We start from the raw sequence: 25,377 nt of genomic DNA on the forward strand, positions 1-25,377 counted from the left end.
CGAGGCTATGCGTTGCTGGCTTTTTGCCTACAATGAAGCTTCCAACTATCGCAGTTGCCATAGATTGTTGGTTCAGGGCGCGTCATAAGTGACGCGCCCTTTTTATGGCTTTCGCGAATTGACGCTGGTCTCTTCGCAATACTTTCAAGTACTTAGGCGTCCCCTTTGATGAATCACATCAGAAATTTTTCGATCATCGCGCACATTGACCACGGCAAATCCACGCTGGCTGATCGCATCATCCAGCGCTGCGGCGGTTTGCAGGATCGCGAGATGAGTGCGCAGGTGCTCGACTCCATGGATTTGGAAAAAGAGCGTGGGATAACCATCAAGGCGCAGACCGCTGCGCTCAAATACAAGGCACTCGATGGTCAGATCTACAACCTCAATCTGATCGATACACCGGGTCACGTTGACTTCTCATATGAAGTGAGTCGTTCGCTGTCGGCCTGTGAAGGTGCGCTGCTGGTGGTGGATGCGAGTCAGGGTGTTGAAGCGCAGACCGTCGCCAACTGCTACACCGCGCTCGAGCTCGGCGTCGAGGTGGTGCCCGTGCTCAACAAAATGGATTTGCCGAATGCAGATCCCGAAAACGCCAAGCAGGAAATCGAAGACGTGATCGGCATCGACGCGACGGATGCGATTCCGTGCTCTGCCAAAACCGGCATGGGCATCGACGAAATCCTGGAGGCCGTGATTGCCCGCATGCCACCACCGCAAGGCAATCCGGACGGACCGCTGCGCGCCATGATTGTGGACAGCTGGTACGACGCTTATGTGGGCGTGGTCATGCTGGTGCGCGTGGTCGACGGCCGTCTGGCCAAAGGCGAACGTATCAAGCTGATGGCCAGCGGGGCGATGTATAACGCCGAGCAGCTCGGTGTGTTCACGCCGCATACCGAACCGCGTGCCGCGCTGGAAGCGGGCGAGGTCGGTTTCATCATTGCCGGCATCAAGGAGTTGCAGGCGGCGCGTGTCGGCGACACCGTGACCCTGATCAAGCCGGGCACAGGCGGCGCGGCGGCGACGGCCACCGAGGCCTTGCCGGGTTTCAAGGAAATCCAGCCGCAGGTGTTTGCCGGTCTGTATCCGACAGAAGCCAGCGAGTACGACTCGCTGCGCGACGCGCTGGAAAAACTCAAGCTCAACGACGCCTCGCTGCATTACGAGCCGGAAGTCAGCCAGGCCCTGGGTTTTGGCTTTCGCTGCGGCTTCCTGGGCCTGTTGCACATGGAAATCGTGCAGGAGCGACTCGAGCGCGAGTTCGACCAGGACCTGATCACCACCGCCCCCAGCGTGGTGTATGAAGTGTTGCAGGCCAATGGCGACACCATCATGGTCGAGAACCCGTCGAAGATTCCCGACGCTGGCAAGGTCAACGAGATCCGCGAGCCCATCGTCACGGTGCACCTGTACATGCCGCAGGATTACGTGGGCGCCGTCATGACGCTGGCCAACCAGAAACGCGGCGTGCAGATGAACATGGCTTACCACGGCAAGCAGGTCATGCTGACCTATGAGATGCCGCTGGGCGAGATCGTGCTGGACTTCTTTGACAAGCTCAAGTCCGTCTCGCGCGGTTACGCCTCCATGGACTACGAGTTCAAGGAGTTTCGGACCTCCGACGTGGTCAAGGTGGACATTTTGCTCAACGGCGAAAAGGTCGATGCCCTGTCCATCATTGTTCACCGCAGCCAGTCCGCCTACCGCGGTCGGGCCGTGGTGGCCAAGATGCGGGAGATCATTTCCCGCCAGCAGTTCGATGTCGCCATCCAGGCGGCCATCGGGGCCAACATCATTGCGCGTGAGACAATCAAAGCCTTGCGTAAAAACGTGATCGCCAAGTGTTACGGCGGCGATATCTCGCGCAAAAAGAAGCTCCTCGAAAAACAAAAAGCGGGTAAAAAACGCATGAAACAAATCGGTTCGGTCGAAGTGCCTCAGGAAGCTTTCCTGGCCATCTTGCAGGTGGAAGAATAATGCTGCGCTTCATGAGTACGCTCACCGCGCTGGTGCTGGCCGTGTTTGTCGGCTACGGCGGCGCCTGGTACATGGGCATGGTCGAGGGCAATTTTTCCCTGCTGCTCTTCCTGGCTACCGTGGTCACCGGCATTTACTGGCTGGCCGAAAAGTTCTACTTCTGGCCGCAACGCCGCAAGGCCGCCACCGCTCTGGAAGCACGCGACGCACAGCGCCGCGCGGAACTGGCCGCGCAAGGCATCCACAAGGTGGATACCAATATAGAAGAAGCCCGGGCCAAGCTCATTGTGCAGCCCTGGTGGCTGGACTGGACCGCCGGTCTGTTTCCGGTCATCGTGGTGGTGTTTCTGCTGCGCTCCTTTCTGTTTGAGCCTTTCAAGATTCCGTCGGGCTCCATGATCCCGACCCTGCTGGTGGGCGATCTGATCCTGGTCAACAAATTCCACTACGGCGTGCGTCTGCCGGTGATCAACACCAAAATCATCGACAACAACAGCCCGCAGCGCGGCGACGTGATGGTGTTTCACTACCCGCCCAAGCCCAGCCTGGACTACATCAAGCGTGTGGTGGGTGTGCCTGGCGACGAGGTGGCCTACCTGAACAAGAAGCTCAGCATCAACGGCAAACCCCTGCCCAAAGTGGAGCTGGCAGACTTCTTCGACGAAGACGCCTTGCGTTATGCCAAGCAGTTCCAGGAAACCAACGGCAACAAGACCTACCGCCTGCTCAATGACAATGATCGCCGTGCCGGACTGGATGAGCGGGAGGTCATGGACTTTCCGTACAAGGAAAATTGCCGTTACAGTAGCGAGGGCGTGGTTTGCAAGGTGCCCGAGGGCCAGTACTTCATGATGGGCGACAACCGCGACAACTCGCAGGATTCACGTTACTGGGGCTTTGTGCCCGAGGCCAACATCGTGGGCAAAGCCTTTTTTGTCTGGATGAATTTTGGCAGCCTCAAGCGGATTGGCAAGGTTGACTGAACAGGAGGTTGCCAAGCATGCGCTAGCATGGCAGGAAAGCAGCCATGGATGGTGCTCACTTAGCAAGGCAAGAGGGAAAAACACATGAAAAATCGGCAAGGCGGCATTTCGTTCATTGGGGTTTTGTTTGTGGTCGGTGTGCTGGCTTTTGCCGGCGTGATCGCGGCCCAGGCTGTTCCCACGCTGATCGAATTCCAGGCCGTCACCAAGGCAGCCAACAAAGCCAAGGAAGGCTCTTCGGTCCCTGAAGTCAGAACCATTTTTGACAAAGCCGCCCAGATCGACGACATCAAGTCGATCACCGGCAAAGACCTTGAAATCAGCAAAGAGGGCGACAAAGTGGTCGTCAGTTTTGCCTACAACAAGGAAATCCATATCGCTGGGCCAGCATATCTGCTGCTCAAATACACGGGTCGAACCAAGTAAGTGCGCGCCAGTCCCCTGTTAAGCCCTGATCTCCAGGCGTTGCAAAAACGCCTGGACCATGAATTTTCCAATCCCCGTCTGCTGCAGCAGGCTTTGACCCACCGCAGCTTTTCGGCGGATCACAATGAACGTGTCGAGTTTCTGGGCGACTCCGTGCTCAACCTCGCCGTGGCGGGTTTGCTGTACGAACGCCTGAGCGCCTTGCCCGAAGGCGATTTGTCGCGCGTGCGCGCCAACCTGGTCAAGCAGGATACTTTGCACCTGCTGGCGGTCCAGCTCGGTTTGCCGCAAATGCTGCGCCTGGGTGAAGGTGAAGCCAAGTCGGGCGGACAAAAACGTCCGTCCATCCTGGCCGATGCGCTGGAAGCTGTGATTGGCGCGGTTTACCTCGACGCCGGTTTTGCCAAGGCTGACCAGCTGGTGCGCCGCCTGTTCAAGGACGTGGAAATCAACCCGCAAATGCAGGCCATCGGCAAAGACCCGAAGACCGAGTTGCAGGAATGGCTGCAAGGCCGCAAAATGAATTTACCCATCTACCGCGTGGTGGGGACGCTGGGTGCAGCCCACAAGCAGACCTTTGACGTGGAATGCGAAATCAGCGAATTCGGGCGGGCTGAACGTGGCATAGGCGGCTCGCGGCGCGCTGGCGAACAAGCCGCGGCGACAGCCATGCTGGCTTACGTAAAAACGCTCGATTGATAACCCCGGCGGCTGCCTCTGCAGCCGTCAACAGGCACCCGAAAACCATGACCACCCCAGGCAAAAAAACCTCCCCGAAAACCGGCGCGCCCGGCTGCTCCCGCCGCTGCCACGCCAGCGAGGGATGCTGACGCCGGCATGCCGGTGCAGAACGCGGCGCTGGAAGCCATGTTGGCCAAAGCCATGACCTCGCGAGCCAACAATGCACCGCCGGTCGAAGGCCAGCGCTGCGGGCTGATCGCGATTGTGGGCAAGCCCAACGTCGGCAAATCGACCTTGCTCAATGCCTTGGTGGGGCAAAAAGTCAGCATTACTTCGCGCAAGGCGCAAACCACGCGGCACCGCATCACCGGCATGCGTACGGTGGGTCCGACCCAGTTTGTGTTTGTCGACACCCCAGGTTTTCAGACCCGGCACGGCAACGCGCTGAACCGCTCGCTGAACAAAACCGTGCTTGGCGCCGTCAACGACGTGGACCTGATTGTGTTTGTCGTCGAGGCGGGTCAGTTCAACCAGGCCGACGCCAAGGTCTTGTCCCTGTTGCCGGCCGGCACCCCGGCCATTTTGCTGGCCAACAAGTTTGACCTGATCCACCGCCGCGCCGAGATCGCGCCCTGGCTCAAGGAAATGCAGGAGCGCCACAACTTTGCCGAGTTTGTGCCCATGTCGGCCAACAGCGCCAAGGACGTCGAGCGCCTGTTCGGCATCTGCGAAAAATACCTGCCCGAGCAGTCCTGGATGTACGGCGCCGACGAGTTGACGGACCGCAGCGAACGTTTCATGGCCGCTGAAATTGTGCGCGAAAAACTGTTTCGCCTGACCGGCGACGAATTGCCCTACACCTCCACCGTGATCATCGACAAGTTCGAGCAGGAGGGCGAGTTGCGCCGCATTGCCGCCACCATCGTTGTCGAACGCGACGGCCACAAGGGCATGATCATTGGCGAAAAAGGCGAAAAGCTCAAACGCATAGGCACCGAAGCGCGGCACGAGCTGGAGACGCTGACCGGCGGCAAGGTGTTCCTGGAAATCTGGGTCAAGGTCCGTTCCGGCTGGGCCGATGACGAGGCGCGCGTCAAAACCTTCGGGTATGAGTAGCCCCCACGGTCGCTCACTGCGTGTAGCTCCCTGCCCCCCGAGGGGGCCGCTGCGCCTGCGGCCCGGCGGAGCCGGTTCCGCGGCCCTTGCTGGCTTTTGACCGTTCCAGCTGCCATCAGCTGCTGAGTTTTTCTCGTCGGATACATCTACCTTGGCCACCAAACGCATCAGCGACGAACCAGCTTATGTGCTGCACCGCTACGACTGGAGCGAGTCCAGCCTGATCCTGGAAGTTTTCACCCGCAGCTACGGCCGGATTGCGCTGGTGGCGCGCGGCGCGAAAAAACCCAGTTCCAATTTCAGGCCCATTTTGCTGCCGCTGCAGCCGCTGCATGTGGCTTTTGGCGGCGACGCTGAAATCCGCATGTTGCGTAGCGCCGAGTGGCAGGGCGGCCATGTCATGCCGACCGGTGATGCCTTGTTGTCGGGTTATTACCTCAACGAATTACTGATGCGTCTGCTGGCGCGCGACGACCCGCACCCGGCCTTGTTTGACGCTTATGCCACCACCGTGCAGCTGTTGGCCAGCCAGAACACCGACACCTTGCACGTCGCCTTGCGGGCGTTTGAATTGCGCCTGCTGCGTGACATTGGCCTGTTGCCGACGCTGGACGCGCAGACCGCGACCTTGGCCCCGTTGCAGGCGCAGACCCGCTACGTGCTGGTGGCTGAATCCGGGCTGCGCGAGGCGCATGACGACGACCGCGCCAGCCTGGAGGGCGGGCAGTGGCTGAGCCTGCAGCACTCCCTGGCCGATGACGCGCCTTTCACCGACACGGTGCAGGCCTGCGTCAACCATTTGCCCGAACTGAAAACGCAGTTGCGCGCGCTGCTGCACTACCATTGCGATGTGAAGGTTCTTAAAACCCGGCAGATGATGATCGATCTGCAGGCCTTGTAGGCCGCGTAATCAACAGGCAAGCATCATGACAGTACACGCCCCTCTCTCCACTTCAAGTCACAAAACCGCCTTGTCGGTCAACGTCAACAAGGTCGCCTTGCTGCGCAACACCCGGCACCTGGGCATCCCCGATGTCTTGCGCGCGGCGCAACTGTGCCTGGAAGCCGGCGCCCACGGCATCACCGTGCATCCGCGGCCTGACGAGCGGCATATCCGCAGCGACGACGTGTATGAGCTGGCCGCGCTGATGAAAGACTGGCCGGACCGTGAATTTAATGTCGAGGGCAATCCCTGCCAGAACCTGATGGACTTTGTGCACAACCTGTCGGCCCGCGGCCTGCCGTTGCACCAGTGCACGTTTGTGCCCGACAGCGAAAACCAGTTCACCAGCGACCACGGCTGGAGTTTCCCCGCCGATGCCGAACGCCTGAAACCGCTGATCCAGGCCGCCCACGACCGGGGCGTGCGGGTCAGCCTGTTCATGGACCCCGTCGCCGAAGCCATGGCGGCCGCCAAAGCCGTGGGGGCGGACCGCGTGGAGTTTTATACCGAGACCTATGCGCGGGCCTGGAACACGCCGGAAAAATACAAGGCTTTGCAGCCTTTTGTCCTTGCTGGACGGGCGGCAGCCGCTATTAATTTAGGAGTGAATGCCGGCCATGACCTGAATCGCGACAACCTCACGGAATTTCTGCAGGCGGTGCCCGGCGTGCTGGAAGTGTCGATCGGCCATGCGCTGATTGCTGATGCGCTGGAGCTGGGTTATGACGCGACGGTCAAAGACTATTTGCGCTGCATAGACACTGCGGTCCCCGTCGCCTGATGGAAACGGTGTTGCATCTTCTTTTCTTTGCCAACCGGGGCCGCGGGTCCGGCTTTGCCGGCCCGCAGGCGCAGCGGCCCCCTCGGGGGGCAGGGAGCGACACGCAGTGCGCGACCGTGGGGGCGACATCCTCATGATCTACGGCATAGGCACCGACATCTGCGATGTACGCCGCGTGCGCGCCAGCGTGGAACGCCATGGCGAGCGTTTTGCGCAGAAAATTCTCAGCGATGCCGAACTCGCGACCTGGAAAACCCGCAGCGCGCGCTGGCCCGAGCGTGGCCTGCGTTATCTGGCCACGCGGTTTTCGGCCAAGGAAGCGTTTAGCAAAGCCATAGGCATGGGCATGCGCATGCCCATGACCTGGCGCAATTGCGAAATTGCCAAGGCGGCCAGCGGCAAACCTGAAATTGTTTTGCACGGTGCGCTCAAGGAGTGGTTCGAGGCGAACCAGCTCACCGCCCACGTCACCCTCACCGACGAAACCGATTACGCCGCGAGTTTTGTGGTGGTTGAATACCGGGCTTCAAGCTAAGTCCGGCCCCACTCGCTTCCTCATTTTTTCAAAGACTGAACACCCATGAGCCAACACGCCCCCCTGATCATCGACATTGCCGGCCTGACCTTAAGCAAAACCGACCGCCAGCGCCTGAAACACCCGCTGACTGGCGGCATCATCTTGTTTGCGCGCAACTGGGAAAACCGCGCGCAACTGGCCGCCTTGTGCCGCGACATCAAAAAAGTGCGCCAGGACCTGCTGATCTGCGTGGACCACGAAGGCGGTCGCGTCCAGCGTTTCCGCACCGACGGTTTCACCCACCTGCCGCCCATGGGGGCGCTCGGGGAGTTGTGGATCAAGGACCAGATGGCCGCGACCAATGCCGCCACCGCCTGCGGTTATGTGCTGGGTGCCGAGCTGCGCTCCTGCGGCGTGGACTTCAGCTTCACGCCGGTGCTGGACCTGGACTATGGCGCCAGCAGCGTCATTGGTGACCGCGCTTTCGGCCGCGACCCGCGTGTGGTCAGCCTGCTGGCGAAAAGCCTGATGCATGGCCTGCTGCAAAGCGGCATGGCCAACTGCGGCAAACATTTCCCCGGCCACGGTTTTGTGAAAGGTGATTCGCACACCGACATTCCGGTCGACAAACGCAGCCTCAAAGCCATCCTGGCTGATGACGCCGCGCCTTACGACTGGCTCAACACCACCTTGACCAGCGTGATGCCGGCCCATGTGATTTACCCCAAGGTGGATGCACGCCCGGCGGGTTTCTCCGAAAAATGGCTGACCTACATCCTGCGTGGCCAACTCGGTTTTGGCGGCGCGATTTTCAGTGACGACCTGAGCATGGCCGGCGCGCGTTTGCTGGACGGCAAAGAGGTCAGCTATACCGAAGCCGCGATGGCCGCGCTGAACGCCGGCTGCGACATGGTCTTGTTGTGCAACCAGTCGGAGGGCAAGGGCGAGGCGGTGGACGAGTTGCTGGACGGCCTGACGCAAGGCCAGCTCAAGGAGCAGTGGGAGCCGCTGGAATCCAGCGAGTTGCGCCGGCGCGACCTGCTGCCCACGACGGCGGCGCACGACTGGGACGCGTTGATGGTGCACCCGGCTTATATGCATGCCATGGGCCTGCTTCCCTGAATTTGTCATGCCCGCGCAACATGGCGGGCATAAACTTTTTCTCATGCCATACCGTGCCGGCTCGGTGCGGGGGCGAGTTTTACTCGAGAGAAAAAGTGGATGACTATTTTCAGGCTCAATCTGTCGCAGCGTATTTCAATGACGATTGCCCTCCTAGTGGGGGCATTTCTGCTGGTGGCGGCCGTGACCGCTTATGCAGTCCGGGGCATTCAGACGCAGACCACGCAGACGGTGGACGCCGACCTGGCCCAACTGGTGCGCATGGCCGACATCCAGTACAACATGCTGCGCACGCGCCGGGCTGAAAAGGATGTCTCCATCGATCTGCTGATGAAGATGGAGCGTGTTCCGGCGCGCATCGCCGAGTGGAAAAAACACAGCGGCGAGGTCCTGGCGCTGCTGGCGCTGGCGATCCAGGCCGAGCCGGTGGCTGACTTGCGCCGCCTCTTGAGCGAGGCGCTGGCGCAGCAAAAGAACTACACCACACAGGTCGGTGCCGCCATCCAAAAAATAGAGCAGAAAGAGACCCTGGACCAGGCGATTTTCGAGATGGACATTGAGCAACCGGTTCAGGCGGCGCTGCAGGCCGAAACGCTGATGAGCCAGGCGATAGAGCGCAACCGCCAGCAAACCCTGCTGGGCGGTGAGTTCATCCACCAGTCGATACGCCCCCTGGTCTGGACCCTGGGGCTGGGCGTGCTGTTTGTTGTGGGCAGCGGCTTTCTTCTCGGCGCCATGTTGTTGTCGCGCATACGTCGCCCGCTGGCCGATCTGACCCATGGCATCGAGCGGGTCAAGTCGGGCGATCTGGGGCACACTGTGCCGGTGCAGACGCAGGATGAGCTGGGGCAGATGTCCGGTGACTTCAACGGCATGGTGTGGTCGCTGCGCGCCATGGTGTCCGAGGTGCGCCTGGCGGCCGACAGCATCACCGGCGCGACGGCCCAGATTGCCAGCGGCAACCTGGACCTGAGCATGCGCACCGAGCTGGCGGCCTCCAACCTCCAGCAGGCCTCGGCCTCCTTGTCCGAGCTGACCGGTACGGTGGAGACCACGGCCGAGTCGGCACGCCAGGCCCGTGAGATGGCCTCGTCGGCCGCGACTTCCGCGCACCGGGGCGGCGATCTGGTCATGCAGGTGGTCAGCAACATGGCGGGCATCAAGGCTTCCAGCGGGCGCATGGCCGACATCATCGGCGTCATCGATGGCATTGCCTTCCAGACCAACATCCTGGCGCTCAATGCCGCCGTGGAGGCGGCACGTGCCGGCGAACAGGGGCGCGGCTTTGCGGTGGTGGCCAGCGAGGTCCGCAGCCTGGCGCAGCGTTCCTCGGAGGCCGCCAAGGAAATCCGGCTGTTGATCGCCAAGAGCGAGGCCCAGGTGCAGACCGGCTCCCGGCTGGTGCAGGATGCCGGTGCGGCGATGGCGCTGATCGTGAGCCATGTCGGCGACGTCAACACCATGATCGCGGCGATCACACAGGCCACCGGCCAGCAGTCCGGCGGCCTGGGCCAGGTGAATCAGTCGGTGCTGGCGCTGGAGCAGATGACACAGAAAAATGCCGCCTTGGTCGAGCAGGCTGCCACGGCCTCGGCCAGCCTCAAGGCGCAGGCCGAGCGTATGGCGGATGCGATCCGGCTGTTTGCGGTCGGTGCAGCGGCAGCGCCCCGCCTGTTGCTTGCTCGCTGATTAGTTGGCAGCCCACGGCTGCGCGCCGCCCGCGTCCACATGTGTCAGGTAGAGGCGTAAGTCCAGTTCAAACTGGTGGTAGTCCGGCTCCATGTAGGTGCAGAGTTGGTAAAAAGCCTTGTCATGGGCTTTTTCCTTGATGTGCGCCAGCTCGTGCACCGCAATCATGCGCAAAAACTCCAGCGGCACCTCTTTGAACAGGCTGGCCACGCGGATTTCACGTTTGGACTTGAGTTTGTTGCCCTGCACCCGGGACACCGTGGTGTGCGTGCCCAAGGCGTGGGTGATAACTTGCAGCTTGCTGTCAAACGCCACCTTGCTCAGCGGTTCGGCGTTGCGCAGAAAATTGTTTTTCAAATCCATCACGTAGTCGTACAGCGCCTTGTCGGTGCGTATCTCGTGTGTGTGCGAATATTTTTTGCGCAGCAAGGCGCCCAGGCGATCTTGCGCGACCAGCTCCCGCACCTGGGTCTGGAGGGTGTCGGGGTAACCCGTCAGGTATTTCATGGGGAGATAGTGCGAAAGGGCGGGCGTAAGCGGTGGCGAATTTTAGTCCGGCGGCCCTGGCCCGTGTGCTGGCGGGGCTTCATGGGGCTGTCGCCGATTCTTGCTAAGCTGGTGACATGAACCACGCCACCACCCCTGCCGCCGTACACACGGCTGATGTGCCCACCCCGCGTGTCAACCTGGCGCTGCAAGGCGGCGGTTCACACGGCGCGTTCACCTGGGGCGTGCTCGATGCCTTGCTGGAGGACGGGCGCATCGACCTGGAAGGCATCAGCGGCACCAGCGCCGGCGCCATGAATGCGGTGGCGCTGGCCCATGGGTTTGCGGCGTCGGTCGGCAAGCCCCGGGCCGACCGGCACGACGCCGCACGTCAGGCGCTCAGCAGTTTCTGGAACGGCATCGTGGACATGGGCGCCTTGTCGTCTTCGTTGTCGCAAATGCAGCGTGCGCCTTTTGGCATCCTGTTCGGCCACATGGGCAGCGGCAACTGGGCGACCAAGCTCTGGACCGACGCGATGACGCAATACTGGTCGAACGCGATGTCGCCTTACCAGAGCAATCCTTTCGACATCAACCCGCTCAAGGACTTTCTGGAAAAACAGGTGGACTTCGAGCGGCTGGCCGCCGCGCAGCATCCGGACACGCCCAAGGTGTTTGTGGTGGCCACCCGTGTGGCCAGCGGCAAGGCCCAGGTGTTTTCCGGCAAGCGGCTGACGGCCAGCGCGGTCATGGCCTCGGCCTGCCTGCCCATGGTGTTTCAGGCGGTGGAGATTGATGGCGACCACTATTGGGACGGCGGTTATTCGGGCAACCCGGCGATTCACCCGCTGATTTACCACTGCGACAGCCGCGACATCGTGCTGGTGCAGATCAACCCGATTCGGCGCGACGAGTTGCCGACCAAACCCGGCGAGATCATGGACCGCATCAACGAAGTCACCTTCAATGCGGCGCTGATCGCCGAGATGCGCGCGATTGATTTTGTCAAGCGCCTGCTGGCTGAGGGCAAGCTGGATGCCGCGCATTACAAGGACGTGTTGATGCACCGCATCGACGGCGGTGACGCCCTGGAAAAATTCACGGCGGCCAGCAAGTCATCCACCAGCGCCAGCCTGATCCATGCCTTGCGCGACCTGGGTATTCAGTGTGGCAAGGCCTGGCTGGATAAACGTTTCGAGTCGCTGGGCGTGACAAGCACGGTCAATATTGCGCGTGACTACCTCGATGATTTGCGCATGCCGGTGGAGAAGGCCGAGCCGCTGCCGGCGCCGCCTCTGGAGTTTCCGCCCGGAGCCGGCTTGCTGTAAAGGGGGCAATGGCGAAGGTCGCACCCTCTGTGCAAGCCGCTGATTGGGTGCTCAAACGTCGGTCTTTCTCCCCAGACGGCCCCTTTGTTGACGTTACTTATGCATCAAAACAGGTGTTGGCCCTTTGTGAATGGGCGCTAGCAGCTATTGAACTGATAGCATCTCAAACCAGCTAGTCCAGCCACAAATGCTCGGCGCTTCCAGGTTCTGGGCGAGCCCGTCCGACAGGGCGCGCCGCGTATAGTTCACGAAACAAATGGGACCCACGGAGGCAGACCATGTCCGCAGGCGATTGGAAAGATTTATACCAGGCGGCCCTGACGGGCAATCTCCCGCTGGTGGAATACCACATCCGTGAAGGCATCAATCCCAATTACCAGCACCCCGAGATACTGTGCACGCCGCTGGTCGCCAGCCTGATCCAGGGGCATGAAGCGGTTGCGCACTATCTGCTGGCGCATGGCGCCGATCCGACCCTGCGCTCGGAGTTTGACGGCCTCACGCCCCTGCAAGCGGCCCGCAAACATGGGCGCCTGGAGTTTGTGACGCTGCTGCGTGATCTGGGCGCCCAAGAAGCACGTCAGCCCTTCTGGTGGCGCTGGCTTCCCATCTAGTGTTTCAGGAGGCAGGTGCGCGCGCACCTGCCAGGCCTCAGGCCTCGCGCCGCAGGGCCGGGAACAGAATCACGTCGCGAATGCTGGCGCTGTCGGTCAGCAGCATCATCAGGCGGTCAATGCCGATGCCGCAACCGCCGGTGGGAGGCATGCCGTATTCGAGCGCACGCACGTAGTCGGCGTCGTAATACATGGCTTCTTCGTCGCCTTCGTCCTTGGCGCTGGACTGTGCGGAAAAACGCGCGGCTTGGTCTTCGGCGTCGTTGAGCTCGCTGAAGCCGTTGCCGAACTCGCGGCCGGTGATGTACAGCTCAAAGCGTTCGGTCACTTCCGGCCGCGTGTCGTTGGCGCGGGCCAGCGGCGAAATTTCGGTCGGGTGTTCCATGATGAAGGTCGGCTGCCAGAGTTTTTCTTCGACCGTCTCTTCAAAATACATGACCTGCAGGCTGGGCAGCGAGCGCGCCTCCAACTTGTCCTTGGCGCTGAACTTGCCGAGCTTTTTCAGCGCGGCCAGCAGCCAGGCGGCGTCGTCCACATTGGTGCCGGCGTCGGTGTGTTTGACGATGGCTTCGCGTATGGTCAGGCGTTCAAAGGGCTGGCTCAGGTCCACCGGTTTGCCCTGGTAGCTGAGCTGCGTGCCGCCGGCCACTTGTGTGGCGACGTGGCGGATCAGGTCTTCGGTGTAGCTCATCAAGTCCTGGTAGTTCCACCAGGCGGCGTAGAACTCCATCATCGTGAACTCGGGGTTGTGCCGCACGCTGATGCCTTCGTTGCGGAAGCTGCGGTTGATCTCGAACACACGCTCGAACCCACCGACGATCAGGCGCTTCAGGTACAGCTCGGGCGCGATGCGCAGAAACATCTGCTGGTCCAGCGCGTTGTGGTGCGTGACAAAAGGTTTGGCATTGGCGCCGCCCGGAATCGGGTGCAGCATGGGTGTTTCAACTTCAAGAAACTCGTTCTCCACCATGAAGTTGCGCATGGTCGACACGGCCTTGCTGCGGGCCGCAAAACGCTGGCGTGCGGCCGCGTCGGTGATCAGGTCCACATAACGCTGGCGGTACTTGACCTCCTGGTCGGCCATGCCGTGAAACTTGTCGGGCAGGGGACGCAGGCTTTTGGTGACCAGGCGCAAGCTGGTCGCATGGATCGACAACTCGCCGGTCTTGGTGCGAAACAGCTTGCCGCTGGCGGCCACGATGTCACCCAGGTCCCAATGTTTGAACGCGTTGTGGACGTCTTCGCCCACCCCTTCGTTGTTGATGTAGAGCTGGATACGCCCGTTCGAGGGCCCGAAGGAGGCGTCCTGCAGGGTCGCAAAACTGGCTTTGCCCATCACACGTTTGAGCATCATGCGGCCGGCCACGCTGACCGTGATGGCCAGCGACTCCAGCTCTTCGTTGGTCTTTTCGCTGTAGGCGGCAAACAGGTCGGCGGCGCGGTGCGACGGTTTGATGTCGTTGGGAAACGCCACGCCACGTCCTTCGGCCTGCTGCTGGCGCATGGCCTTGAGCTTCTCGCGGCGCTCGGCCATCAGCTGGTTTTCGTCCTGCACGGGGGTTGCTGCAGCGGCCGGGGAAGGGGTAGTGTTGTTGGACATGGGCAAAGGTTCTTGAAAAAAAGGCGACACGCCGGATTGACCGGTGGGTACAAGGGCCGGCCAAAGGGGAAAAGCCCCAAACCCCTGATTTTAGGTTTTTAAGAGCCTGTTTTGGGCGGCGCGTGGGCGGAACACGTATTTAAGCCGCAGAAGCCTCACATGGCGATGCCGGTGCGCTCCAGGATGTCGCTGACCAGTTCCAGCCGGACCAGCGGGTTGTCCAGCGTCATCAGGCGCTGTTTGAGCTCCAGCGGCATGGGCAGCAGCTCGCACCAGCGGTTGGCGACCCAGCCGCAATCATCGAGCTGGTAGGGCGGCAGCAGCGGCATCTCGTCGGCCGGCACGGCGCGCTCCTGCAGGGTTTTGATCAGTTTGCCCAGCGCGTTGGCCGCGCCGCGCAAATCGTCGGGGACCTTGACCGCCTGGTCGTCGTCGAGGCGGGTCACGTCGGCAATCCACAAGCCGTGTTTGAGCTTTTCGCGGCTGGAAATCTCGAAGCGCTGCATTCCGGTGCAGCGGATCATCATCAGGCCCGGCTGCGGCATGGAAAACGAGCTGATGGTGGCCAGCGTGCCCACGGTATTGAAGGCCTCGTCGGCTTCGCCCTCAGGCTTGCGCACCTCGGCGCCCCGTGTCAGCGCGACCACGCCAAAAGGCGCGCCGGTCTTGTGGCATTTGCCGATCATGTCGAGGTAGCGGACTTCGAAAATCCGCAGCGGCAGCAGGCCACCGGGGTAGAGCACCGTGCCCAGCGGAAACAGCGGGAGGGAGGAGAGTCGCAGGGCTTCGGACATGGGAGCGTGCTTTAAATTGCAGTGAGCCATATCATCCCATGCTCTCGTCACCCCGTATTCTTTCTGTAAGCTGATATGCCAAGCCCAGTGAGGGAATATTGCAAGGGGGCTGATTGCTGAGCTGCGCAAGCCGTTTTGCCTGAAGCGGGTCTCAATCTGCGTGTGGTCTGGCAATGCAGCGGTTTTGCGGGTCGGTGCTTTGTAGCTTGCGGTCGATGAAGACGCCGGTCCCTGCAAAGCTCATGGTCTTGCCCCGTCTTGGTGGATGAAGATGGCTTGGGGTTTAATTGGAGTCTGACCCCGGTTGTCCGTGATTTATCGCATTCCGTCCAGTCGCGCCTGTCCTTCGATCAGAGCTTGTAGCCGATTTGCCGCAACAAATTCTTGCGCCAGGCGATGTCGCCCTCATCTTCGATCCCTTGGGGAGGGAAGCCGTCCACCACGCCCAGGATGCCCCGCCCCTGCTGCGTCTCCGCGAGAATCACTTCGACTGGATTGGCAGTCGCGCAGAAAATGCGGCATACCTCCGGAACCATTTTGACGGTGTTCAACACATTCAGCGGGTAGAAGCCGTCCCCCAGGAAAATGATGAAGCAATGGCCGGCAGCAAGGGTCTTTGCGTTGTTGCGGGCCAGTTCGAGCATGGCGGAATCGGTGCCCGACCATCGCACCAGGCATTTGCCGGAAGCTTCGCAAAAGGCCAGACCGAACTTGATGCCAGGCACGGCGGCCACCAGCGCTTCATGGAGGTCCTCGACGGACTTGATGAAGTGTGTCTGCCCCAGAATGAAGTTGGTCGCTTCCGGCTTGTCGATTTTCACGGTAATGAGTTGCATATCGAACTCCTTCTTTTGCTATTCCGATGACCCTATCACTTGACCGCGCCAACGGTGAACCCCGCGACGAAGCGGTCCACGAAGAGGTTGTAAAGCACCGCGATCGGCACACTCACGATCAGGCAGGCACCCATCAGCGAGCCCCAGAAATACACGTCGCCGCGCACCAGGAAAGTCGGCACGCCGACGCTGACCGTATATTGCGACGAGCTGGTGATGAAGGTCAGCGCGTAGACGAATTCCTGCATCACCAGCGTGAGCGTGAAAATGACGACGGTCAGTATCCCGGCCGAGGACAGCGGCACCACGACTTTCAGGAAGGCGCCGAAGCGGCTTAAGCCGTCCATCATCGCCGCTTCCTCGATGTCGCGCGGCACGGCCTTGAAGAAGCCCATCATCAGCCAGGTGCAGAACGGAACGGTGAAGCTCGGATACACCAGCACTAGCGACCAGAGAGAATCCTGCAGGCCGAGCGAGCCGATGATGCGAGAGAACGGGATGAACAGGATCGTGGGTGGAATCAGATAGGTGAGGAAGATGCCGATCGCCAGTTGCCGCCCCCAGCGCCCGGACAGGCGCGCCAGGCTGTAGCCGGCGGGCACCGCGAGCAGCAGCGTGATGAGCACGACGGCAACGCCAACTTCCAGCGTATTGAGCATCCAGCGCGCGTACTGGGTGTCAAAGAACAGTACGCGCAGGTTGTCCAGCGTCGGCGGGCTGTTGAATATGAATGGGTTGTTGGCGGTATTGATCAGGTCAAGGGTGCCCTTGAAGGTGGTGATCAGCATCCAGTAGAACGGGAAGGCGCAGAACGCCACGAACGCGGCCAGCAGGCCGAAATGGCCGCTGCGTGCGCCCCAGCGCTTCCAGCGTGTCGTCGTCATGTTAGTGCCCGCCCGGCCGCCTGAAGGGCACTGAGCGCCCCCTCGGGGGGCAGGGAGCGGAGTGAGCGTGGGGGTGTTTCATCCTTCAGGTCACCTCGGTACGGCGTGCGATGGTCAGCAGCAATATCACGACCGCCACCAGCACGGGGAACAGGAACAGCGAGATCGCCGCGCCCTCGGCCAGATCACCGCCTTGAATGCCGGTGAAAAACGCCAGGCTCGCCAGCACCTGCGTCGTGTCGTACGGTCCGCCGCGGGTCAGCACGAAGATGATGATCATGTCGGTGAAGGTAAACACGATGCCGAACAGCAAGGCCACCAGCATGATCGGCATCACCAGCGGAATGTTGATGCGGAACAGGTGACGCCAGAACCCGGCGCCGTCCATCGCCGCGGCGTCGTGGATGTCCTGCGGAATCCCGCTCAAGCCGGCCAGGATGATCACCGTCGCGAGCGGCAGCAGGCGCCACACGTCGACCAGGATGACCGACGCCATCGCCAGATTAGGCTGGCCGAGCCAGATCGGCCAGGCATTCGGGGCGAGCAAGCCGAGCGCGCGCAGGGTCCAGTTGATGATGCTGTAGACCGGGTCGAAGATCCACAGCCAGCCGATGGTGCCGAGCGAGATCGGCGCCACCCACGGCAGGAGGATCAACAGCCGCACCAGCCATTTGCCGCGGAAATCGCCGTACAGCGCCATCGCCAGGATCTTGGCCAGCACCACGACCAGCAACTGGGACGCCAGCGTGAAGACCAGCGCATTGCGCAGCGAGCGCCAAAAGGTGTCGCTTTCCAGGATGCGCCGGAAATTTTCCATGCCGACGAAATGCAGCGCCCGGCTGCCCACGGTGGCATCGGACAGGCTGTAATAAATCGACAGTAGAAACGGAAAACCGACCAGCAGCACGACGTAAATCACGGCCGGCGCGAGCATCAGGCGGCCGAGCCATTGGTCGTCGTCCAGCCAACGCCGCACCGGACGCTGCGCCGGAGCAGTGGCAGCGGCGGAAACGTGCGCGCTCATCAGCTAACCTCCGCGCTACGCGCTGCGGTATTGGCTACGACATCACAAGTGCTTCGCCCAGTTGTGAGTTTTCGCCGCAACTTCGTTGTCGCCTTGGGAGCGGCCCGGCGGCTCATGGCGGTCCCGCTCCGAGGCTGACGCCGGACTGCGGATCGAATCGCCGCAGGTCGAGGCGGCGCACCGCGAAAGGGTAGTGTGCGCCGGTCGCTATCGGTGTCGCGACCGTGCACGGGATGCGCGAGATGACCTTGGCCGCCGGCTGCGGCGGCTCCAGCACGCCGTACACCAGGCGGTCCGAGCCCAGGTTCTCGATCCGCGTGACGAGAAACGGGAACGGGCTCAGCGCTTCGTCGGCCGGATACGCGTCGTGCGGCAGGAAGTGCTCGGGGCGAAAGCCGGTCACCGTGCCGTCGGCCGCAACCAGGTTCATCGGTGGCGAGCCGATGAAGGTGGCGACGAAGATGTTGGCGGGATGCTCGTACACCTGCTGCGGGGTGCCGAGCTGATGGATCCGGCCGTGATCGAGGATGGCGATGCGGTCACCCAGGCCCAGCGCCTCGATCTGGTCGTGGGTGACGTAGATGGTCGTCGTCGCCAGCCGGCGCTGGAACTGCTGCAGTTCGTCGCGGGCCGAGGTTCTGAGCTTGGCGTCGAGATTGGACAAGGGCTCGTCGAGCAGGAACGCCAGCGGCTCGCGCACCACGGCGCGCGCCAGTGCCACCCGCTGGCGCTCGCCGCCGGACAGTTGGCGCGGTTTGCGGGCGAGCAGGTGAGCGATGCCGAACAGCGTCGCGGCCCAGTCCACTTTCTTGCCGATCGCGTCGCGCGACATGCGCTGCGCCTGCAGCGGAAACGCGATGTTGCCGAACACGCTCAGATGCGGATACAGCGCATAGCTCTGGAACACCATCGCCATGTTGCGCGCCCTGGGCGGCAGCCCGGTCACGACCCGGCCATCCACCAGGATGTCGCCCGAAGTCGGCGCCTCCAGCCCGGCGATCATGCGCAGCAGCGTCGTTTTGCCGGAGCCGGATGGCCCCAGCAGCACCAGAAATTCCGCTTCGCGCACGGCAAGGTCAATGCCGTCCACCGCGTTGCCGCCATCGAAGCGCTTGGTGAGTGAGCGGGTTTCTACGGTCGCCATGATCGGTCATTCGCGCGTGAAAGTCCGGGCTGGTCGGGCTGCGCCGCGCGCAGCCCAAGCTTATTGCCCTGCGGCAGGCTCGGCGCTGCCGCAGATCACACCAGGCCCTTCGCCCGCCACTTGGCGAAAATTCGCTTGCATGCGACTTCCGCCTGCCGCACCGCATTCTCCGGCGTCTCGTCGCCGGTGGCCGCCTTGGCGAACATGGTGTTGAGCACCCAGGTGTTGAAGATCTCGTCGATGGCGGCATTCGCATAGCCGGGGTAACCGACGTTGGTGGCCTGGTTCATCAGCGTGCCGAGCACCTTGTACTTGTCGTGGGGCTGGGCCTTGGGGTCGTCGGTAATCAGCTTCTGCAGGTCCGGCACGGTGCTGGGGAAGCACGGGAAATTGTAGAACTCGCTGCCCAGGAAGCCTTGCCGGAAGTTATCGATGTAGTCGACCAGGAACTTCTTCGCGCCGCCGATGTTTTCGGCAAATTTCCAGATCACGTAGCAGTCCATCACGTGCTCCATGCCGATGCGCCGTACCGGGCCTCGCAGCGCCTGGGTCAGCCAGATGTCGGGCGTGCCCGGGATATTCTTGTTTTCGCCCTCCCGGGTGATGGAAATGGCGTTGAGACAGAGCGAGATCTTGCCGGCGAGCATGGCGCGGTTGTTGGACGACGGGTCCCACGCCAGCACTTCCGGCGTCATGGTGTCCTGATACAGGGCTTTGACGAACTTCACCGCCTCCAGCGTGTTCTTCGAGTTCAAGACCACGTTCGCGTGGTCGTCTTGCACCGAGCCGCCGTAGGCGAACAAGATGGTGCGCATCGCCATCGCGGTGTCGAGCTCGGCGGACAAACCGATGCCCACCGGGATGTTGCGCTTCTGCTTGATCTTGCGACCAGCGGTCAGCACATCGTCCCAGCTGTCGGGCGGCGCTATGCCGATCTCGTCCCACAGGTCCTTGCGGTAGTTGATCGGATCGGGCACGAAGCTGTCGGAAAAGCCGAAATACTTTTTCGTCTTCGGGTTGTACGTGCTCCTGATCGCCAACTCGACCGGCTTGCCGTGCTTGCGCTGGCATTCCTCGTAAATCTCGCGATGGTCGATGACCTGCTCCTCGTACACCGGCGGCGGCGACAGGAACATGAACAGGTCGTGGCCCTTTTGCGCCGAGACTTCGGCGGCGGCGCGTGTGGCGAGCGCAGGAATGCCGACATGATCCACGATCACCTCGGTATCGTTCTTCTGCCCCCATTCCTTCACATAGGTATTGTCGAACCACTTGTCGTAACCCGGCACGAAGTGGTTCCACTGCAGTATCTTCAGCGTTCGTTTCGCTGCGTGTGCCCTGTCCGGAAGAATGAAGGGGCCGAGGCCGGCAGCGAGGCCGGCTGCGCCGGCAGCCTGGATGATGCGGCGCCGGCGGGCATCGGTGCGGGTTAACCGACCGGACGCAATGTCCTGGCGCGAATGAACTACCCTTGTCTCGTTCGCCATGGCTATCTCCTCGTTCAAAAGAGAAGTAGGCACTCGTTCCGATGGTGCTGCGGGTGCTTGCCTTTTTTGATATTAGAGCTTATGCCGGGATAAAGCAAGAATCCCCTGGATGATCGCCCTGCCCGTCAAATGGACCCGTACCGGCCCCAGCGCCGCCGCAGATGCCTGAGCGGGGGCTGAGCTCCTAGTTGGCTGCAACCCACGCCTCCAGGTGAAAGGTTCAAGCGGTGCCGAGCTTGCTAACTAACCGCGTCAGCCGGCTGCTTCAAGAGCATGGCCAGCGAGTTCGCCACCGTCTTGCGCAATTCGCGCCGGTCGCAGATGAAGTCGATCGCGCCTTTGGTCTGCAAGAATTCGGCGCGTTGAAAGCCTTCGGGCAGAGTCACGCGCACGGTGGATTCGATGACACGCGGGCCGGCAAAACCAATCAGGGCTTTGGGCTCGGCAATCACGATATCGCCGACAAAAGCGAAGCCGGCGCTCACGCCGCCCATGGTGGGGTCGGTCAGCACGCTGATATAGGGCAGGCCCTTTTTGGCCAGGCGCGTCAGCGAAGCATTGGTTTTGGCCATCTGCATCAGGCTCAACAAGCCTTCCTGCATACGTGCGCCGCCGGTGGCGGTGAAGCAGATAAACGGCACTTTTTGCTCGATGGCCGCATGTACGCCGCGCACAAAACGCTCGCCGACCACGCTGCCCATGCTGCCGCCCATGAAGTCAAATTCAAAACAGGCGACCACCACACCGATGCTGTGCACCGCGCCGCCCATGACGATGAGGGCATCGGTCTCCTGGGTGTTTTCCAGGGCTTCTTTCAGGCGTTCGGGGTATTTGCGGCTGTCCTTGAATTTGAGCGGGTCCACCGGCAAAACTTCCTGGCCCAGCTCGTAACGGCCTTCGGCATCCAGGAAAGCGTCCAGCCGGGCGCGGGCGCCCATGCGGTGGTGGTGGCTGCATTGCGGGCAGACGTTCTGGTTTTTTTCCAGATCGGTCTTGTACAGCACGGCTTCACAGCTGGGGCACTTGATCCACAGGCCTTCCGGCACGCTGCGGCGCTCGGTCGGGTTGGTCGGGGTGATTTTGGGCGGGAGGAGTTTTTCTAGCCAAGACATGATGGGTCCTTATGTCCTTGTTGGGTGGCGGCCCCTGGGCGGCACAGGCCGTTCGCAGGGGCAAAACCGGAAAAGAAGGGGGATTATGCGCTGTCTCCGGGACCGGGCACGCCGTCCAGCGCCTGGCGGATGCCGAGCAGGAAGTCGCGCACCAGGGGCGCGACCTTATCGCGCGGCTGGCCGTCAATGAGCTGGATGATGCGGCTGCCGATGACGACGGCGTCGGCGACGCGGCTGATGGCCTGGGCCGTGGCCGCGTCGCGTATGCCAAAACCGACACCCACCGGGACACTGACATGCTGGCGTATACGCGGCAACATGGCCTCGACGGCGCCCAGATCGAGCGCGCCGGAACCGGTCACACCCTTGAGCGAGACGTAATACACATAACCGCTGGCGACTTCGGCGATTTGCGCCATGCGTGCATCGGTGCTGGTGGGGGCCAGCAGGAAAATCAGGTCCACGCCGTGGGCGCGCAAGGTGGCGGCAAAAGCCACACATTCTTCGGGCGGGTAGTCGACCACCAGCACACCGTCCACGCCGGCCGCAGCCGCATCGCGCACAAACGCGTCTTTACCGCGTTTGAGGTCGTAGGCTTCGATCGGGTTGGCATAACCCATCAGCACCACGGGCGTCCGGCTGTCGGTTTGGCGAAAAACCCGCACCATCTCCAGCACCTGCACCATGCCAATACCCATGGCCAGGGCCTGGTCGCCGGCCTTCTGGATCACCGGGCCGTCGGCGCTCGGGTCGGAAAAAGGCACGCCGAGTTCAATCACATCGGCGCCGCCGGCCACCATGCCGTGCATCAGCTCGGGGGTGATGTCGGCAAAGGGGAAGCCGGCCGTGACGTAGGGAATCAGGGCTTTGCGTTTGTCGCTTTTCAGCTTGGCGAAGGTGGCAGCGATGCGGCTCATGCTTGCGCTCCCTTGACCGTGTGGCCGCGCATGGACGGGCGGTCGTAAAAATCTGCCCCCGACAAATCCGCCACGGTGCCTATGTCCTTGTCGCCGCGGCCCGAGAGGTTGACGAGGATGGACTGGTCGACCCGCATGGTTTTGGCGAGTTTCATCGCGTAGGCGACCGCATGGCTGGACTCCAGCGCCGGGATGATGCCTTCGGTGCGGCACAGGTAGTGAAAAGCCGCGAGTGCTTCTCCGTCGGTGATGCCGACGTATTCGGCGCGGCCTATGTCTTTCAAAAACGCGTGTTCCGGGCCGACGCCGGGGTAGTCCAGACCAGCGCTGATGCTGTGGGTTTCGGTGACCTGGCCGTCTTCGTTTTGCAGCACATAGGTGCGGTTGCCGTGCAAGACCCCGGGGCTGCCGCGTTGCAGCGAGGCCGAATGTTTGCCGCTGTCCATGCCTTCGCCGGCGGCTTCGACGCCGATCAAGCGTGTGTTTTCGTGGGCGATGTAGGGGTGGAAAATGCCCATGGCATTGCTGCCGCCGCCGACGCAGGCAATCACCGCATCGGGTTGGGGGCCGCCTGTCATTTCGGGCATCTGTGTCAGGCATTCCTCGCCGATCACACTCTGGAAATCGCGCACCATCATCGGGTAGGGATGGGGGCCGGCGACCGTGCCAATGATGTAGAAGGTGTTGTCCACGTTGGCGACCCAGTCGCGCATGGCTTCGTTGAGCGCGTCTTTCAGGGTTTTGCTGCCGGATTCGACCGGCACCACGGTGGCGCCCAGCAGTTTCATGCGGTAGACATTGGGGCTTTGACGCTTGACGTCTTCGCTGCCCATGTAAACCACACATTCCAGGCCGTAACGCGCACAAATGGTGGCCGTGGCCACGCCGTGTTGTCCGGCACCGGTTTCGGCAATCACGCGCGGTTTGCCCATGCGTTTGGCCAGCATGGCCTGACCGATGGTGTTGTTGATCTTGTGCGCGCCGGTGTGGTTCAGGTCTTCGCGCTTCAAATAAATCTGCGCGCCGCCTTGCTCGCGGCTCATGCGGGCCGCGTGGTAAATCGGCGAAGGCCGGCCTACAAAATGTTTGAGCTCGGAATGGAATTCGGCGAGGAATTCCGGGTCGTGCTGGTATTTCGCGTAAGCGTCTTTCAGCTCATTGATGGCGTGGGTCAGGGTTTCTGAAACAAAACTACCGCCGTAAATCCCGAAATGGCCTGTCGGATCAGGTTGCTGGTAATCGAACATGGTGAGAAGGGTTCTTTGCAAGTAAGTCGTCGGCAGCCCGGACGGCTGCGACAAACTGATTGATCTTTTCGGCGCTTTTGATTCCTTTCGAAATCTCGACACCGGAGCTCACATCAACGGCCAGCGTTTTACAACGCGACCGGACTTGCAAAATGCCATCGGTCACGTTTGCAGGTGTGAGTCCACCAGACAAAACGAGGTGAGCATTGACGCTTGGAGGAAGAAGTGACCAATTGAATGTTTTTCCGCCGCCACCATAACCCTCGACATGAGCGTCGAGCAGGATGGCCTGGGCAGCCTTGAAGTCTTCTGCGTATTTTACGAGATCGAAGCGGGCCGGGCCAGGGACGGTTATTTCGTCCAGTGGGATGCGGGCAGCACGCATGAAGGGCCGGCCGGCTTGCAAACAGGTCTCTGGCGTTTCATCGCCATGAAATTGCAGCAAGGCCATTGGTACATGGGTGCAGGCAGCTATGATTTCAGGAGCGGATGCATTGACAAACAGCAGCACCGGCGTCACAAAAGGCGGCAGGCGGCGGGCCAGTTCGGCGGCGCGCTGGGCCGTGACGTGGCGCGGACTGGCGTCGTACATGACAAAACCGATCGCATCAGCCCCGGCGGCGACCGCCGCGTCCACGTCTTCTTCACGTGTCAGGCCGCAGATTTTGATACGAGTGCGCACAGATGGCGAAGAAAAGTTCATAAGCCAGCCCCTGATGGAGGGCAACGCATAAGCGCTTTATTCCAGCCAGGGCCGCGGAACCGGCTTTGCCGGGCCGCAGGCGCAGCGGCCCCCTCGGGGGGCAGCGAACCACGCGAAGCGGGGAGCGTGGGGGCCGTTACTTTCATGGCAACCAATCATAGGCTGCCGTGCGCACCGGCAAGCCGTAGTGGTCTTCGTAGACGGGCCCCAGAAAATACAGGCCGTCGGGGGAAAATGTAGGGGCGGCGACCTGGCGGCTGCGTGCCGCTACCACCTCGGCCAGCCAGTCGGGCGTGTGGCTGCCCTGGCCTATGGCCACCAGGCAGCCCATGATGTTGCGGATCATGTGGTGCAAAAAGGCGTTGGCCTCGAACTCGAAGCGCCAGTAGCGGGACTCGCCTTCCCCACGCCGGCTGATCTCGATCCGGCTGATGGTTTTGACCGGGGACTTAGCCTGGCATTGGGCGGCGCGGAAGGAGCTGAAGTCGTGTTCGCCGATCAGGTGGGTGATGGCCTGCCGCATGGCCGCTTCGTCCATGGGGCGGTAGACCCAGCCGACACGCCCGGCTTCCACGCTGGGGCGCACCGGTGACTCCAGCAGCACATAGGCGTAACGGCGTGCGATGGCACTGCCTCGGCAATGAAAGGTATCGGGCACTTGCCGCGCCCATTGCACGGCGATGTCGCGCGGCAAAAAGGCATTGGTGCCGCGCACCCAGGAGGCGGTTTCACGCGCCAGCAAGGTGTCAAAGTGCACCACCTGCATCAGGCCGTGCACGCCAGCATCGGTGCGGCCGGCACACAGGGTACGGATCGGTTGGGCGGCGAACTTGCCCAGCGCTTTTTCCAGCTGGTCCTGCACCGTGTTGCCCGAGAGCTGGCTTTGCCAGCCTTCGTAACGACCGCCGTTGTAACTGAGGCCCAGCGCGATCCTCACGGACAGCTCCTGGGTGAATGAGACGG

25 protein-coding genes are annotated in these 25,377 nt (G+C 61.8%); 12 read left to right on the forward strand and 13 right to left on the reverse strand.

What is annotated here, in order from left to right; translation table 11 throughout:
- The first annotated feature begins 168 nt into the window (after positions 1–168).
- From lepA to ACHMXK_RS05860, 10 genes are all read left to right on the forward strand, one after another.
- Positions 169–1,980 (forward strand): translation elongation factor 4, encoded by a 1,812-nt coding sequence (gene lepA / locus ACHMXK_RS05815; protein ID WP_397438486.1) that lies wholly within the window; start codon positions 169–171, stop codon positions 1,978–1,980.
- An 11-nt stretch (positions 1,981–1,991) separates the two neighbouring features.
- Entirely contained in the window at positions 1,992–2,963 is a 972-nt protein-coding gene (gene lepB / locus ACHMXK_RS05820; protein ID WP_397438488.1) for a signal peptidase I, read from the forward strand.
- Positions 2,964–3,047: 84 nt separating this feature from the next.
- Positions 3,048–3,389 carry a DUF4845 domain-containing protein gene (locus tag ACHMXK_RS05825; RefSeq protein ID WP_397438490.1) on the forward strand — a complete coding sequence of 114 codons (342 nt, stop codon included), beginning with the start codon at positions 3,048–3,050 and terminating at the stop codon, positions 3,387–3,389.
- Complete coding sequence (gene rnc, locus ACHMXK_RS05830; protein WP_397438492.1) at positions 3,390–4,088, forward strand: ribonuclease III; 699 nt, start codon at positions 3,390–3,392, stop codon at positions 4,086–4,088. It abuts the gene before it with no gap.
- A gap of 138 nt (positions 4,089–4,226) precedes the next feature.
- Positions 4,227–5,186, forward strand: a complete 960-nt coding sequence (gene era, locus ACHMXK_RS05835) for a GTPase Era (protein ID WP_397438494.1) — start codon at positions 4,227–4,229, stop codon at positions 5,184–5,186.
- A 151-nt stretch (positions 5,187–5,337) separates the two neighbouring features.
- The gene (gene recO, locus ACHMXK_RS05840; RefSeq protein ID WP_397438496.1) at positions 5,338–6,087 is read left to right on the forward strand and encodes a DNA repair protein RecO; all 750 of its coding nucleotides are present in this window, start codon (positions 5,338–5,340) and stop codon (positions 6,085–6,087) included.
- 25 nt (positions 6,088–6,112) lie between these two features.
- A complete protein-coding gene (locus ACHMXK_RS05845; RefSeq protein WP_397438498.1) occupies positions 6,113–6,910 on the forward strand; it encodes a pyridoxine 5'-phosphate synthase in 798 nt (265 codons plus the stop codon).
- 133 nt (positions 6,911–7,043) lie between these two features.
- The gene (gene acpS, locus ACHMXK_RS05850; RefSeq protein ID WP_397442454.1) at positions 7,044–7,445 is read left to right on the forward strand and encodes a holo-ACP synthase; all 402 of its coding nucleotides are present in this window, start codon (positions 7,044–7,046) and stop codon (positions 7,443–7,445) included.
- Positions 7,446–7,490: 45 nt separating this feature from the next.
- Entirely contained in the window at positions 7,491–8,549 is a 1,059-nt protein-coding gene (nagZ, locus tag ACHMXK_RS05855) for a beta-N-acetylhexosaminidase (RefSeq protein ID WP_397438500.1), read from the forward strand.
- A 99-nt stretch (positions 8,550–8,648) separates the two neighbouring features.
- The gene (locus tag ACHMXK_RS05860; RefSeq protein WP_397438502.1) at positions 8,649–10,238 is read left to right on the forward strand and encodes a methyl-accepting chemotaxis protein; all 1,590 of its coding nucleotides are present in this window, start codon (positions 8,649–8,651) and stop codon (positions 10,236–10,238) included.
- On the opposite strand, the gene ACHMXK_RS05865 is transcribed toward ACHMXK_RS05860, so the two are convergent.
- The gene (locus tag ACHMXK_RS05865) at positions 10,239–10,745 is read right to left on the reverse strand and encodes a YgjP-like metallopeptidase domain-containing protein (RefSeq protein ID WP_397438504.1); all 507 of its coding nucleotides are present in this window, start codon (positions 10,743–10,745) and stop codon (positions 10,239–10,241) included. It abuts the gene before it with no gap.
- Between the two features lie 116 nt (positions 10,746–10,861).
- On the opposite strand from ACHMXK_RS05865, the gene ACHMXK_RS05870 reads away from it, so the two are divergent.
- Both ACHMXK_RS05870 and ACHMXK_RS05875 read left to right on the forward strand, forming a co-directional pair.
- Positions 10,862–12,052: a patatin-like phospholipase family protein gene (locus ACHMXK_RS05870; RefSeq protein WP_397438506.1), complete on the forward strand. Its 1,191-nt coding sequence runs from the start codon at positions 10,862–10,864 to the stop codon at positions 12,050–12,052.
- Positions 12,053–12,330: 278 nt separating this feature from the next.
- Positions 12,331–12,666 carry an ankyrin repeat domain-containing protein gene (locus tag ACHMXK_RS05875; RefSeq protein WP_397438507.1) on the forward strand — a complete coding sequence of 112 codons (336 nt, stop codon included), beginning with the start codon at positions 12,331–12,333 and terminating at the stop codon, positions 12,664–12,666.
- A gap of 37 nt (positions 12,667–12,703) precedes the next feature.
- On the opposite strand, the gene lysS is transcribed toward ACHMXK_RS05875, so the two are convergent.
- The 12 genes from lysS to truA form a co-directional block, all read right to left on the reverse strand.
- Complete coding sequence (gene lysS, locus ACHMXK_RS05880) at positions 12,704–14,266, reverse strand: lysine--tRNA ligase (protein WP_397438508.1); 1,563 nt, start codon at positions 14,264–14,266, stop codon at positions 12,704–12,706.
- A 155-nt stretch (positions 14,267–14,421) separates the two neighbouring features.
- On the reverse strand, positions 14,422–15,060 hold the full coding sequence (locus ACHMXK_RS05885) for an LON peptidase substrate-binding domain-containing protein (protein ID WP_397438510.1): 639 nt from the start codon (positions 15,058–15,060) through the stop codon (positions 14,422–14,424).
- 350 nt (positions 15,061–15,410) lie between these two features.
- A complete protein-coding gene (locus tag ACHMXK_RS05890; protein WP_397438512.1) occupies positions 15,411–15,896 on the reverse strand; it encodes an adenosine-specific kinase in 486 nt (161 codons plus the stop codon).
- Between the two features lie 35 nt (positions 15,897–15,931).
- Positions 15,932–16,780 carry a carbohydrate ABC transporter permease gene (locus tag ACHMXK_RS05895; RefSeq protein ID WP_397438513.1) on the reverse strand — a complete coding sequence of 283 codons (849 nt, stop codon included), beginning with the start codon at positions 16,778–16,780 and terminating at the stop codon, positions 15,932–15,934.
- Positions 16,781–16,865: 85 nt separating this feature from the next.
- Positions 16,866–17,804 (reverse strand): carbohydrate ABC transporter permease, encoded by a 939-nt coding sequence (locus ACHMXK_RS05900; RefSeq protein ID WP_397438515.1) that lies wholly within the window; start codon positions 17,802–17,804, stop codon positions 16,866–16,868.
- Positions 17,805–17,916: 112 nt separating this feature from the next.
- A complete protein-coding gene (locus tag ACHMXK_RS05905; protein ID WP_397438517.1) occupies positions 17,917–18,948 on the reverse strand; it encodes an ABC transporter ATP-binding protein in 1,032 nt (343 codons plus the stop codon).
- 95 nt (positions 18,949–19,043) lie between these two features.
- Positions 19,044–20,435 carry an ABC transporter substrate-binding protein gene (locus ACHMXK_RS05910; protein ID WP_397438519.1) on the reverse strand — a complete coding sequence of 464 codons (1,392 nt, stop codon included), beginning with the start codon at positions 20,433–20,435 and terminating at the stop codon, positions 19,044–19,046.
- Between the two features lie 239 nt (positions 20,436–20,674).
- A complete protein-coding gene (gene accD / locus ACHMXK_RS05915) occupies positions 20,675–21,547 on the reverse strand; it encodes an acetyl-CoA carboxylase, carboxyltransferase subunit beta (protein WP_397438521.1) in 873 nt (290 codons plus the stop codon).
- Between the two features lie 83 nt (positions 21,548–21,630).
- Positions 21,631–22,464: a tryptophan synthase subunit alpha gene (gene trpA, locus ACHMXK_RS05920; RefSeq protein WP_397438523.1), complete on the reverse strand. Its 834-nt coding sequence runs from the start codon at positions 22,462–22,464 to the stop codon at positions 21,631–21,633.
- Positions 22,461–23,711, reverse strand: a complete 1,251-nt coding sequence (gene trpB / locus ACHMXK_RS05925; RefSeq protein WP_397438524.1) for a tryptophan synthase subunit beta — start codon at positions 23,709–23,711, stop codon at positions 22,461–22,463. Before trpB ends, trpA begins: the two co-directional genes overlap by 4 nt.
- Positions 23,689–24,414, reverse strand: a complete 726-nt coding sequence (locus ACHMXK_RS05930) for a phosphoribosylanthranilate isomerase (protein WP_397438526.1) — start codon at positions 24,412–24,414, stop codon at positions 23,689–23,691. Before ACHMXK_RS05930 ends, trpB begins: the two co-directional genes overlap by 23 nt.
- Positions 24,415–24,556: 142 nt before the next feature.
- Complete coding sequence (gene truA / locus ACHMXK_RS05935) at positions 24,557–25,351, reverse strand: tRNA pseudouridine(38-40) synthase TruA (RefSeq protein WP_397438528.1); 795 nt, start codon at positions 25,349–25,351, stop codon at positions 24,557–24,559.
- Positions 25,352–25,377: the final 26 nt, after the last annotated feature.

Origin of the sequence: Polaromonas sp. UC242_47 (assembly GCF_044452385.1) — a bacterium.
Lineage (GTDB): Bacteria > Pseudomonadota > Gammaproteobacteria > Burkholderiales > Burkholderiaceae_C > Polaromonas.

Coding starts and splice junctions, on each gene's coding strand:
- ACHMXK_RS05875 (WP_397438507.1), top strand. CDS start 12,331: ATGTCCGCAGGCGATTGGAAAGATTTATACCAGGCGGCCCTGACGGGC.
- ACHMXK_RS05900 (WP_397438515.1), bottom strand. CDS start 17,804: ATGAGCGCGCACGTTTCCGCCGCTGCCACTGCTCCGGCGCAGCGTCCG.
- ACHMXK_RS05930 (WP_397438526.1), bottom strand. CDS start 24,414: ATGAACTTTTCTTCGCCATCTGTGCGCACTCGTATCAAAATCTGCGGC.
- ACHMXK_RS05825 (WP_397438490.1), top strand. CDS start 3,048: ATGAAAAATCGGCAAGGCGGCATTTCGTTCATTGGGGTTTTGTTTGTG.
- ACHMXK_RS05890 (WP_397438512.1), bottom strand. CDS start 15,896: ATGCAACTCATTACCGTGAAAATCGACAAGCCGGAAGCGACCAACTTC.
- trpA (WP_397438523.1), bottom strand. CDS start 22,464: ATGAGCCGCATCGCTGCCACCTTCGCCAAGCTGAAAAGCGACAAACGC.
- lepA (WP_397438486.1), top strand. CDS start 169: ATGAATCACATCAGAAATTTTTCGATCATCGCGCACATTGACCACGGC.
- lepB (WP_397438488.1), top strand. CDS start 1,992: ATGAGTACGCTCACCGCGCTGGTGCTGGCCGTGTTTGTCGGCTACGGC.
- trpB (WP_397438524.1), bottom strand. CDS start 23,711: ATGTTCGATTACCAGCAACCTGATCCGACAGGCCATTTCGGGATTTAC.
- ACHMXK_RS05885 (WP_397438510.1), bottom strand. CDS start 15,060: ATGTCCGAAGCCCTGCGACTCTCCTCCCTCCCGCTGTTTCCGCTGGGC.
- nagZ (WP_397438500.1), top strand. CDS start 7,491: ATGAGCCAACACGCCCCCCTGATCATCGACATTGCCGGCCTGACCTTA.
- ACHMXK_RS05870 (WP_397438506.1), top strand. CDS start 10,862: ATGAACCACGCCACCACCCCTGCCGCCGTACACACGGCTGATGTGCCC.
- ACHMXK_RS05905 (WP_397438517.1), bottom strand. CDS start 18,948: ATGGCGACCGTAGAAACCCGCTCACTCACCAAGCGCTTCGATGGCGGC.
- ACHMXK_RS05895 (WP_397438513.1), bottom strand. CDS start 16,780: ATGACGACGACACGCTGGAAGCGCTGGGGCGCACGCAGCGGCCATTTC.
- ACHMXK_RS05910 (WP_397438519.1), bottom strand. CDS start 20,435: ATGGCGAACGAGACAAGGGTAGTTCATTCGCGCCAGGACATTGCGTCC.
- accD (WP_397438521.1), bottom strand. CDS start 21,547: ATGTCTTGGCTAGAAAAACTCCTCCCGCCCAAAATCACCCCGACCAAC.
- ACHMXK_RS05860 (WP_397438502.1), top strand. CDS start 8,649: ATGACTATTTTCAGGCTCAATCTGTCGCAGCGTATTTCAATGACGATT.
- lysS (WP_397438508.1), bottom strand. CDS start 14,266: ATGTCCAACAACACTACCCCTTCCCCGGCCGCTGCAGCAACCCCCGTG.
- era (WP_397438494.1), top strand. CDS start 4,227: ATGCCGGTGCAGAACGCGGCGCTGGAAGCCATGTTGGCCAAAGCCATG.
- ACHMXK_RS05845 (WP_397438498.1), top strand. CDS start 6,113: ATGACAGTACACGCCCCTCTCTCCACTTCAAGTCACAAAACCGCCTTG.
- acpS (WP_397442454.1), top strand. CDS start 7,044: ATGATCTACGGCATAGGCACCGACATCTGCGATGTACGCCGCGTGCGC.
- ACHMXK_RS05865 (WP_397438504.1), bottom strand. CDS start 10,745: ATGAAATACCTGACGGGTTACCCCGACACCCTCCAGACCCAGGTGCGG.